This is a genomic window from Chamaesiphon sp. OTE_20_metabat_361, assembly GCF_031364565.1.
The window spans coordinates 1-11,760 of record NZ_JANLWO010000036.1 but is presented as its reverse complement, the minus strand read 5'-3'; the positions used below and the strand labels follow the sequence as shown (position 1 = coordinate 11,760).

11 protein-coding genes and 1 riboswitch are annotated in these 11,760 nt (G+C 45.3%); of the genes, 6 read left to right on the top strand and 5 right to left on the bottom strand.

Translation table 11 applies throughout. The features are described from left to right. Positions 1–863: ABC transporter substrate-binding protein (locus tag RMO35_RS00905; RefSeq protein WP_309737919.1), on the bottom strand; the 863-nt coding region annotated here is incomplete at its 3' end. Between the two features lie 305 nt (positions 864–1,168). Next, a riboswitch (guanidine-I (ykkC/yxkD leader) is annotated at positions 1,169–1,288 on the top strand. An 88-nt stretch (positions 1,289–1,376) separates the two neighbouring features. Between RMO35_RS00905 and RMO35_RS00900 the strand changes: the two genes are divergently transcribed. Both RMO35_RS00900 and RMO35_RS00895 read left to right on the top strand, forming a co-directional pair. Continuing rightward, entirely contained in the window at positions 1,377–2,105 is a 729-nt protein-coding gene (locus RMO35_RS00900; protein WP_309737917.1) for an urea amidolyase associated protein UAAP1, read from the top strand. Positions 2,106–2,338: 233 nt separating this feature from the next. Further along, positions 2,339–2,992 (top strand): urea amidolyase associated protein UAAP2, encoded by a 654-nt coding sequence (locus tag RMO35_RS00895; protein WP_309737916.1) that lies wholly within the window; start codon positions 2,339–2,341, stop codon positions 2,990–2,992. A 104-nt stretch (positions 2,993–3,096) separates the two neighbouring features. On the opposite strand, the gene RMO35_RS00890 is transcribed toward RMO35_RS00895, so the two are convergent. Next, positions 3,097–3,717, bottom strand: a complete 621-nt coding sequence (locus RMO35_RS00890) for an antibiotic biosynthesis monooxygenase (protein ID WP_309737915.1) — start codon at positions 3,715–3,717, stop codon at positions 3,097–3,099. Between the two features lie 131 nt (positions 3,718–3,848). Between RMO35_RS00890 and uca the strand changes: the two genes are divergently transcribed. Continuing rightward, the gene (gene uca / locus RMO35_RS00885) at positions 3,849–7,496 is read left to right on the top strand and encodes an urea carboxylase (protein ID WP_309737914.1); all 3,648 of its coding nucleotides are present in this window, start codon (positions 3,849–3,851) and stop codon (positions 7,494–7,496) included. A gap of 19 nt (positions 7,497–7,515) precedes the next feature. Here uca and RMO35_RS00880 read toward each other — a convergent pair whose 3' ends face one another. Then, positions 7,516–8,082, bottom strand: coding sequence for a Uma2 family endonuclease (locus RMO35_RS00880; RefSeq protein ID WP_309737913.1), 567 nt, complete (start codon positions 8,080–8,082; stop codon positions 7,516–7,518). 111 nt (positions 8,083–8,193) lie between these two features. Here RMO35_RS00880 and RMO35_RS00875 point away from each other — a divergent pair, with 111 nt between their 5' ends. From RMO35_RS00875 to RMO35_RS00865, 3 genes are all read left to right on the top strand, one after another. Beyond that, positions 8,194–9,096, top strand: coding sequence for a Mu transposase C-terminal domain-containing protein (locus tag RMO35_RS00875; protein WP_309737911.1), 903 nt, complete (start codon positions 8,194–8,196; stop codon positions 9,094–9,096). 149 nt (positions 9,097–9,245) lie between these two features. Next, complete coding sequence (locus RMO35_RS00870; protein ID WP_309737909.1) at positions 9,246–10,145, top strand: ATP-binding protein; 900 nt, start codon at positions 9,246–9,248, stop codon at positions 10,143–10,145. Next, positions 10,142–10,543 (top strand): hypothetical protein, encoded by a 402-nt coding sequence (locus RMO35_RS00865; RefSeq protein ID WP_309737907.1) that lies wholly within the window; start codon positions 10,142–10,144, stop codon positions 10,541–10,543. Before RMO35_RS00870 ends, RMO35_RS00865 begins: the two co-directional genes overlap by 4 nt. A 48-nt stretch (positions 10,544–10,591) precedes the next feature. Here the strand turns inward: RMO35_RS00865 and RMO35_RS00860 are convergent, their stop codons facing one another. Beyond that, positions 10,592–10,870 (bottom strand): hypothetical protein, encoded by a 279-nt coding sequence (locus RMO35_RS00860; RefSeq protein WP_309737906.1) that lies wholly within the window; start codon positions 10,868–10,870, stop codon positions 10,592–10,594. Positions 10,871–11,091: 221 nt separating this feature from the next. Next, positions 11,092–11,760 (bottom strand): hypothetical protein (locus tag RMO35_RS00855; protein ID WP_309737905.1); only part of this gene is annotated, 669 nt, incomplete at its 5' end.

The following is an 11,760-nucleotide window of genomic DNA, read 5'->3' as shown; positions in this document are numbered from 1 at the left end:
TGGTACTCACTATCGCTCACTCCCGCACGTTTGACTAAAATTTTATTAGCAGCGTCGGGATTAGCTTTAATATAGTCTAAAGTAGCAAACCATCTATCTACCATTGCTTGAACTTTTTCGGGATGTTCGTTAATAAATTTTCGAGTGACAACTAAATGATCGGAAATCGATCCAGGGAAATCCTTGGAACTAAATAACTCCCTACTTCCTGGTAATTTGAGAGCCTGAGTTGTGAAAGGTGCAAATACAGCAACTGCATCTACTTGTCCGGCAGCAAAAGCCGCAGCAGCTTTACCAGTTTCCAGCGGTACAAACTTAATATCTTTGGCTGTCATACCAGCTTTTTTTAAACCCTGTAGTAATAAAAAGTGATCCACAGTTCCTTCCTCGGCAGCAACTTTTTTACCTTTGAGATCGGCAACTGATTTGATATTTTTATTGACGATGACTTTATCATTGCCCGTCGAGTTGTCATTCGTCAATACAACTACCTGATCCGCACCTCCAGCAATCGAAGCGATCGTATCGCCTAATGTTTGACTATTAGCATCTAATTGTCCGGCATTGAGGGCAGAAATCGAATCCAAATAGCCATCAAACCATTTTAAATTTACCGATGCTTTATTAGCTTCAAAGATTTTTTGTTCTTGAGCAACCTGCCAAGGGAACCAACCCGGCCACGCACTAAAACCCAATCTAACATCTGTTTTGGACTCAGAAGCTGGCGCACTAGCAGCCGAAGGATTTGGCGAAGTTGCCGATTCTCCTGTCGGTTTATTTGCACCTGGGTTGCTACAACTGACCGTAAGAAATAAAGCTGACGTAAATAACAGACAAGTCGATAAGAGCGATCGGTGTAACATGAAGATCTTCACTAATTTATAATTGCGCTCTCGAAAATCGATCGACCTAAATTTGGCTCAGCAAATTAGCCGAGTCTTCGATCCTTGGGTACTTCGGTAGCTTTGCCAACAAAACTACCAACATTACTCTTGAGTATTTTGTATCCAAAAGCACAGTGACGATCGATTGTTTTTGAGATATCCAGAGGTATTATAGGATACTTTTCTTCAAAAATTGAAAAGATGCTCGATCGATCGCTCCACTTTTGAGATCTAATCTGCTATTATTCATTTATTACGATTTCAGATTAATCTACAATACAAGTCAGGATCGCTTCTAGGGTTCCGATCGATATTCATCGATGACTGGTCCGAGAGAAGCAGCCGATTGGGTGTGAATAGACACTACTAATTCGGTCACACGGCGGGATAAAAGCCCGGGAGAACCACTTCAGCTTTGCTGTGGCATCTCCTCGGCTGTTGATATTTGCACTACCTGTGACCCAATTACATACCCAATCGAGCAGACTTAAGATGAATACTACTTTAGCCACACATCCCGGCATCGACCCCAAGTTAGTGCTACTTGATGAAAAGCTACCAGGTGGCGATTACTGGCACGGCATTATCAAGCGCGGCAATACACTTCGCATCACTGACTTAGCTGGCTCGCAGGGGGTAGCTCTAGTCTGCTACAATGCCGACAATCCGATCGAGCGACTGAATGTCGCCGATACAGCTAAAATCCAGTTCAATGCCTTTCTCAAACAAGGGATGGTGATGTATTCGGATATGGGCAGAATATTATGCTCGATTACTACCGATACATCTGGTTGTCACGACTTAATCTGTGGCTGTAGTAATGGTACGAGTAATGAGGTAAATTATGGCGATGCGACTTTAAGAAATTCTCGAAATAACTTTCTCAAAGCGTTGGGTAAACGGGGATTAACCCGTAAAGATTTGATGCCGAATATCAATCTATTCAGTCGGGTTGCTGTATCGCCCGACGGGTATTTAGAATACGACCGCACCTGCGAGAAAGCGGGTAGTTATGTAGATTTACGGGCAGAAATGAATATACTTGCGATCGTGTCAAATTGTCCTCACGTTCTACACCCTAGCACTGAATACAAGCCGCAACCAATTCAATTAACGATCTGGAAGTCTCCAGCACCTACTCCCGACGATATTTGTCGGACTGCGAATCCTGAAGTCGTGCGCGGATTTATCAATACCGACGCGCTATTTGCCCAGGATTAATCGATCTTTAATTAATCCAAGTTATTTGAATTATTGCGTAGATCTTTACCCCACCCCAGCCCTCCCCTTCTAAAGGGGAGGGCGCAAGACAAGCTCTCTCCTAAAGGAGAGGGAGCAAGAAAAGAAAAGCCCCCCCTTTATAAGGGGGGGTGGGGGGGTAAAGATCTACGCAGCAACTAAAAGAAATCGATCGATCTCACCTCCATCAACATCATTACCACAATAAAATAAACATGGTTTCTACAATTTCCAATCCCACACTTGATCCGGCTGATGCTATTTATGATGAAGTAATTCCCGCGCGTCAACCTTGGTCGCGCATAGTCAAATCCGGTCAAACTCTTCGCATTATCGACCTCCAGGGAAATCAAGCCGTCGATACGCTATTGTATAACGCCCACGATTCATCCGAGCGATATAGTGCCCCCGACACGATCGTCCGTCAAGGCAATATCTTTATCACTACTGGTACTAAGATTATCTCCAATGAGGGGAATGTGATGATGACAGTTATTAACGATACCTGCGGTCGTCACGATACTGTCGGCGGTGCGTGCAGTATGGAGAGTAATTCCGTTCGCTATGGCTTGCATAAAAAACATCTCCACGCCTGTGTGGAAAACTACTTACTAGAATTGAGTAAGTATGAAATGAATAAACGAGATTTGGTGAGTAATATTAACTTCTATATGAATGTGCCTGTCAGTGCCGATGGCAGCTTGGAAATAGTCGATGGGATTTCTGAAGCAGGGAAAATTGTCGAGCTACAAGCCGAGATGGATGTGATGGTATTAATCTCCAATTGTCCCCAGGTAAATAATCCCTGCAATGCCTACAATCCCACACCAATTCGCTTGGTGATTTGGGATGCCCCAAACCATGCGTAGGTTGGGTTCAACGCATGTGAAACCCAACAATCTTCAAGCAATATGTGTAAATGTTGGATTGAGGCACCAAGCCCAACCTGTGACTGTCCACTGCACCGCAGTTATCAGCCTGCTGTCTCTACGTGGACAACATTGTACAAATGAAATTCGTTTCGTGCTAATCCTTCCCAATACGGCTTGTCTGGATTAAAACCTGATTGTTTCAGGATCTCCTCAAATGCCTCTTTACTCTCCCACTGCCCATAATTGAACATCCGAGTTCCATCCAAACTACGATGAAAAGTTGCCGAAATCAGTCCTGGAGAACTACTCATTGCTCGGTCGAGTTCCGTCGTTGTCCGCTTCACCATTTCCGGTTGATTCGTAGGCATCATACGAAACTCTGCCAGATGAGTAATGCGATCTCCTGCGACGATATCAACTTCTGCTGATATCGATTTGCTTGCCGATACCTCTAACTGCAATAAGTCTGGAGGAAAAAACTCATCGAACACCACAGGACGCTGCAAACTTCGACGATCGAACTTTGGTTGCCACTGGCTGTAGGTGAAGACGCGAACCCCATCTAAACTTTGATGCACACTCGCCGATCTAAAGTAGGAATTGGACTTCCAGGATTGGATTTGCTCTTTGATTGCATCCACTAGTCCTAATTGATGTCGCTCTGCAACTGTATATAAATCCAGCCCAACGAGCGCAGTATTTGAGCGATCTATCTTAACCATAAGCACTTCTCAATCTTTGTCGGTTTGCTTGTTCTGACTTAATGATAGAAGACAACCAATAACCAGGCAACTACCACTAATACGAACCCAATTGTATCGATCGATAATCCATACATCAAAATCTACACATTATGCTCGATTCTCCTTCTGAGAGGCTCCGTCAACGAATCCTGATTGCCAATCGCGGCGAAATCGCCTGTAGAATCATCCGTACCCTCGACAGGTTAAACATCCAATCGATCGCGATTTATTCTGAGATCGATCGACATGCACCGCATGTAAATATGGCGACTGAATCATTCTGTGTTGGTAAAGCTACCGCCGCTGAAAGTTATTTACAAGCCGATCGCATTTTGCAAATCGCCCAGGAAAATCGCGTCCAAGCTATTCATCCCGGCTATGGATTCTTGAGTGAAAATGCTGCATTTGCGATCGCTTGTGAAGCCGCCCAGATCGCTTTTATCGGCCCGACACCAGCTCAATTACAACAGTTTGGACTCAAGCATACCGCCCGATCGATCGCGGCTGAGAATGGCATTCCAATGTTAGTCGGGAGCGATCTACTTCAGAGTCAATCCCAAGCAGAAACGATCGCGGCGCAGATTGGTTATCCAGTGATGCTCAAAAGTACGGCTGGCGGTGGCGGAATTGGGATGGAAATCTGTCGAGATGGTAGTAGTTTAGCAGCAGCATTCGATCGAGTCGATCGATTGAGTAAGCAAAACTTTAGTCAAGGTGGTATTTTCCTAGAGCGTTATCTACCCCGCGCCAGACATATCGAAGTCCAAATCTTTGGTGATGGGAAAGGAAATGTTATTGCTTTAGGAGAACGCGATTGTTCGTTGCAACGCCGCAATCAGAAAGTAGTTGAAGAAACGCCTGCACCAGGGATCGATGATAACTTGCGATCGCAACTATATTCAGCCGCTGTTAAATTAGGGAAAGCTGTTAATTATCGATCGGCGGGCACGGTAGAATTTATCGTCGATGCCGATAGTCAGGAATTCTACTTTTTGGAGGTAAATACCCGTCTTCAAGTCGAACATGGCGTGACAGAATTGGTCAGTGGCATCGATTTGGTTGAATGGATGGTAAGGTTAGCAGCGGGGGACGATCTCGACTTAGCTAACTATAACTATCAACCCCAAGGACATGCAATTCAAGTTCGCATCTACGCTGAAGATCCCCATCATAATTTTCAGCCGAGTGCTGGCTTGCTGACGGCGGTAAGTTTCCCCAAATATGTGCGTGTCGATAGTTGGATCGCCGCAGGTACAGAAGTCACGCCCTACTACGATCCGCTCTTAGCCAAGGTTTTGGTATATGGCATCGACCGCGATCGGGCGATCGCCAAACTTCAAGCTACCCTCACTAATACCACGATCGCCGGAATTGAAACTAATCTCGACTACTTATTTCAAGCAATTTCCGACCCCGAATATCAAGCCGGAAACGTCCACACTCAGTTTTTAAAAACCTTTAATTATCAGCCTCAGTCGATCGATATTCTCGATCCTGGCATCCAGACTACTATTCAAGATTATCCCGGGCGCATCGGTTACTGGGATGTTGGCGTACCGCCATCAGGGCCGATCGACCATTTAGCATTTAGACTGGGGAACCGACTCCTAAATAACCCTCCAGATGCCGCTGGATTGGAATGTACGGTGTCAGGACCAAAAATCCGGTTCAATTGCGATCGAGCGATCTGTTTGACGGGAGCGCAGATGACAGCCACTCTCGACGGCGCACCCGTGCCGTGGTGGACAGTGATTCATGTCAGATCGGGTAGTGTTCTAAAGCTAGCTAGCATTACTGGAAATGGCTATAGAAGCTATCTCACCGTCGCTGGTGGCTTTGATGTCCCGAACTATCTCGGCAGCAAATCCACCTTCACTCTCGGTCAATTTGGCGGGCATGGGGGCAGGACTTTACGGACTGGTGATGTCTTGCATTTTGCAGGGGACGGGGAGACTGGGGGACGGGGGGACTGGGAGAGTTTAGAGTTACGCGGTTTAGTTCAGCCCCAAAGTTTAGCTCCCGAATTAATTCCCAGCTATGCGAATCATTGGGAAATTGGGGTCATATATGGCCCTCATGGTGCGCCGGATTTCTTCACGCCTGAAGATATCGAGATGTTTTTTGCTACCGACTGGGAAATCCATCACAATTCAGCGCGGACGGGAATTAGACTGATCGGCCCCAAACCAGTCTGGGCGCGGACAGATGGTGGTGAGGCGGGCTTGCACCCCTCAAATATCCACGATAATGCTTATGCGATCGGGACTGTCGATTTTACGGGCGATATGCCGATTATTCTGGCTCATGATGGCCCTAGTTTGGGTGGTTTCGTCTGTCCTGCGACGATCGTTCAAGCCGAATTATGGAAAATCGGTCAACTCAAACCGGGTGATAAAGTCCGGTTTCGACCGATGACAATCGAGCGTGCCAATGCCCTAGAACTCGCCCAAGATCGGGAGATAGAAACACTCGTATCTCAAGCAAGAGATAATGCTCCAGAACAAGTATTGTTAGTAGACAAATTACCTGCTAGTGACAGCCTCACTACCTACCGTCGATCGGGCGATAAATATCTCTTAATTGAATATGGCGAACTAGTTCTCGATCTCAACTTGCGATTCCAGATTCACGCCTTAATGGAATGGCTCAAAGCTAATCCGATCGAGGGGATTATCGACCTCACTCCAGGCATTCGATCGCTCCAAATTCACTATGATAGTCGCATTTTACCAGAACGCGAATTATTAAATTTATTAACGATCGCTCGCGCGAACTTACAGAATATCGACGAGTTAACCGTACCCACCCGCATCGTGCATTTGCCCTTGTCTTGGGATGATGATTCGACCCGACTCGCGATCGACAAATACATCCAATCCGTCCGCGACGATGCGCCGTGGTGTCCGAGTAATATCGAATTTATTCGCCGCATTAATGGTTTACATTCAGTTGAATCCGTGCGCGAAATTGTCTTCGCCGCCAGCTATTTAGTCTTAGGATTGGGAGATGTTTATTTAGGCGCGCCCGTTGCTACCCCGATCGATCCGCGCCATCGCCTAGTCACGACCAAATATAATCCCGCCCGCACTTGGACGCCCGAAAATGCTGTCGGTATCGGCGGCGCATATATGTGTATTTACGGGATGGAAGGCCCCGGCGGTTATCAATTTGTCGGTCGTACCGTGCCGATTTGGAATCGTTATCGTCAGACGGCAGACTTTACCAAGCCGTGGTTATTACGCTTCTTCGACCAAATTAGATATTTCCCAGTTTCGCCAACAGAACTATTACAATATCGGGAAGATCTGATTTATGGACGGGTAAAATTAAAGGTCGAAGAAACAACATTTAGTTTATCGGCATATCAACAATTTCTGACTGACAATACCGATGATATTGCTAGGTTTAAAAACACCCAACAAGCGGCATTTCAAGCCGAGAGAAATGCCTGGGCAGCCGCTGGCGAATTCACCAGACAAGCCATCGAACCAGAAGCCGCGCCGCCTCCAGCAACTCTAGAGCTACCACCCAACTGTACGCCGATCGTCGCACATTTAACCGCTAATGTATGGCAAGTATTAGTTAAGCCAGGAGACATAGTAAATCCCGGCGATAAACTAGTAATTCTCGAAGCGATGAAAATGGAAATGACGATCGCAGCCGAGGAAACAGGATCGATCGAGGCTGTTTATTGTACGCCCGGACAAATGGTATCTACCGGACAAGTCTTGTTAGCATTGATGAGTAGTAACGATTGATGGTAAATTTAGCAGTTTCTCAAAACTCAATGCCACGATAGACTCGTTCGATTGCAAAAGTTAGTCCGATACTTTCTAGTTCGACCGTATCCCCAGCAACGTAATTGGTTACTTCCCACTTACCGCGTTCGTTCTTGCGGAATACTTCAATTTCGATTTCTTCAGCACTGACAAGGACATATTCAATTAAGCTAGTCGATCGCTGATAAAGCTTGAATTTCTTGCCTCGGTCATAAGCTTCGGTACTGGGGGAGAGTACTTCGACGATCGTACAGGCATAACTATTGAACTGAGGTGTTTGTCGGTCGCGCTCGTCACAGGTTACGCTCGCGTCTGGATAAACGTATTTTTCAGATGCTTGAATTTTGATGCGGGCATCGGAGTTAAAGATTTGGCAATCGCCATCACCTAAATGATTGTCGATTAGTGTAGTGATATTTGTGGCAATTTTACTGTGGTCTGTCGTCCCACCACTCATCGCAAATACTTCGCCATCGAAGTACTCGTGCTTGATTTCCTGCTGCTCCTCCCAAGCAAAGTACTCTTTGGGGGTAAGTCGGGGCAAATGCTCTTGTGTTGCAACCATACATAGCCTCAATTGCTAAAAGATTGGTAAAATTATACCACTGAGGTTAAGTCCGAACGCAAGCAGCAGATATCGAAAACGTTAGATATCTCGATTCGTCAGGTTGAACGATTGCTCGATCGATATACTGATGAACAGCTACATGAGACTGCGGGAATCGATCGTTCTGATAAAGGGCAACATCGGATTGGTGAATATTGGCCTGAGTATATCCGCAGTGTCTATGAACAAAGTGTCAAAGATAAGCACCTGCTCACTCCAGCGAATATTGTGCGAGAGGTTCACCGTCACGCATTAATCGATCTTCGACATGAAGAAGGTGACTATCCTCATCAGGCGACTATTTACCGGATTCTAAAACCTCTAGTTGCAAGGCAGAAGCGCAGAATTAGAAATCCAGGAGCGGGTTCTTGGATGAGTGTTGAAACCAGAGATGGAAAACTACTCAAAGCGGATTTCAGTAACCAAATCGTTCAATGCGATCGCACAAAATTAGATGTTCGGATCGTTGATGAAGATGGCAACCTTTTAAATATATCACCAGAGGATGGTGGTGCAGAACGGGCAGAAAAGGAAGCTCGCTTAACTATTGAAGATGTTGACAAGATTCTAGCCGCTTACTTCTGTGATGACTATAATCATCAGCCATATCCTAAAGATCCCCGTGATACCCGCTATGAGAAATGGTTAAGAGGAATGGGTGGCAAGTTGCCAGAACAGCTAAATGAGCGTGAACTAGACATTCTCTTGATGAAGGAAGAACAACGGGTCGTTCAGGCTTATGGATCTATTTTCTTTGAAACTCTGACATACCGCTGTGAAGAATTGAAACCATTTGTAGGCCAATATGTCACAGTAAACTACGATCCCGACCATGTTCTGACGCTATATGCTTACATTCAAGCTACAGGCGATCGATCTGGCGAATTTATTGGTTGTGCTCATGCAATCAACATGGATATTCAAGATTCGAGCCTGTATGAGCTGAAACAATTGAACAAGGAGAACAGATGAAGCTTCAGACTCCTAAATCTTTACCTCCAGTACCAAAGCCTGAGTCCAATCCCACTCATCAATTATCTAGGGAAGAGGCTACGCCGACGACAGAAAGGAATCGAATTATTATTGCTAAAAATCAAACACTGAAAAGGATTTGGTAAGACATGACACAACAATCAGAACTGGTAATTCACGTTCCCGTCGAGGTTTTGGCTCCAACGATCGATATCACCGATCTGCTGGTAAAAGCAGCAGCGATTGAGGAACTATTCAAAGCTGTTTTTATCTCAACCAACCGTCATTCGGAATATACCCGATGGTTAGATGAACTACGAGCCTTCAAACATTGTGGTCGAGCGATCGGGCCGAGGCATGTGGGAAAAAGCCGTTCGTCAGCGCAATATCGAGATGAACATACCAAACGGGTTTCCCATGTTGAGGCATGGACAAATTTAAGTTCTCAACGGTTATTTTCACAAATTATCCAAGACATTAAACATGCAGCTTGGAGAGGGAAACGACAAGACTTACGCCCTAGATTAGCTGAATCGCTTAAACTATTTGGGATTGAACTTATACTAATTAATAATGCCCATCATTTACAAGAGGATGCCTTGCTCGACCTAAAGCAGCTTCATGAGAAATCTGGCGTTCCGATTATCTTAATCGGGACTAAAAAGCTGGATGAGAACTTGGAAAGTGGCGACTTGCTGACTCATTTTCCAACATTATTTGAGTTCGATGCTCTAGATGAAAAAGATTTTAAGAATACATTGGATGATATCGAAGAGATTTTGGCACTTCCTCAAGCTTCTAACCTGTCAGAAGGAACTCTATTTCAAACGTTGTTAGTAAATACTCAAGCGCGGATTGGTCTTTTGATTGAACTTATATCAAAGGTGGTTTTACATTCTGTAAAAAAGGGACATCTCAAGATTGATGAAACGGTTTTGAGCAATATTGTCAATCGTTACGGTAAGAAGTATATTGCCCTGGAATCGAGAAATGTACCACCTGCAAGCGATAGCTCGAAACAGATACTTTTAGAAGGAGATTTTTCTTGAGTCAGCTTGACGATCGAGTGCCCCAGTTAGGCTATGTGGAACCATTGGAGCATGAGAGTATCAGCCATTATCTCGGACGGTTGCGGCAATTCAAAGCAAATAGTCTACCATCGGCTTATTCGCTAGGTCAGGCGGCGGGGATTGGGGGCATAATTGCTAGATGGGAGAAACTGTATTTCAATCCATTTCCGACTGAGGAAGAGTTGGGACCGATCGCCAGTTTAATTGGTTTAGATCTGTCGCGGTTTCAGGATATGTTGCCGAGCCGAGAGAGAACGTTTCAATCTCGCCCAATTCGGCTGTGTGGGGCTTGTTACAGAGAAAGTCCACGGCAATTGCGTGTCCAGCCGTGTGGAGTTTACTGTTGGCTAATCTCCAGTCACCATCGACACGAATAGAAACTTGTTGACCAATTTGAAAATTTTCTATGCTTTCGAGATAGTGGTTTATCTCACCATCCGCATGTAGGACTTGGGTGATTGAGATATCATTAATGGTGCCGCGATCTGCTTTTTGACCGCCGCCTTGACCGTGGGCAATAGTTCGATCGAGCCGAATCCAAGATAGATCGTTGCAAATTTTTCCAAGAGATCTTGAGGGTAGAAATCTTTGACAATGGTTGCTAGCACCTTGCCAGAGAAAATTTGCGTTAGTGATTCCTTTTCGAGACGATCGACCTCCAAGAGATGGGGTGAACGATCGGTTATTGTCTTTTGTTGTTTCATGGCGGATATTGCCCTATCAACCGACAATAAAGGGCGATATGATAGGGGTAAGAATTTTTAATTGAGTCGTCTCTGGAAGCTTTATCGCCGAAAGAGGCGACTGTTTTTCAGTGACTTATTTACCCTAAAAAGTTGTCCTAATATTTGTCAACGGCGGATAAAAAACAATGCTATATGTATGACAAGCATCAAATAGATGATAGAAACCTATAAAATAAATTCTAATGAGAAGACAAGCGATCGAGATCGAGTCGATCGCTATTGACATATTCCTTAGCTGTCATATCATCCAGCGTTACTACTGAGCCATCCACAGAGCTAAATCTTGCTGATTCAGGGAGTAGTTTTAGCCAGCTATCTAGCCATTCATGCCATTCTTTCTCGCCGAAGCGATCGTCTGTCTCAGCGCGGACAAACCAGAATATTAGTTCTACGGCATTTGCATCCCAAGCAGGTGTAGCACTTACTCTGATTTCACGTAAGGCGCGGAGAGCATCACCTTCATCAGTAGATTTCTCGTGTTTGTCCTGCATTCGCTTTTGCAGCTTTTGAGCGAACCGATTAAAATCATCGGGAAAGGCAAATCGACTGCGTTTGCGTGCTAATGCCTCTGCTAGAGATCGAGTATCTGCATCGCTCCGGCATCCTGGTATTCTCTCCCATGCCGCTACAACAGCCTTTTCTACAGTCATTACTAGATCGAGATCGGCGACCAGAAAGCGATCGGCAACTCCCGCAATATACGCATATCGGGGTCTTTTCAGTTTCCGTATCTCTTCTATCCATGTAGAATTAACTGCTACCAATGGCGAGATTTCAACAAAAGCACGCTCGGCACAAGATCGAACTAGATCGCATGTTTGAGTGACGACGACAAAGCCTCTGACTTG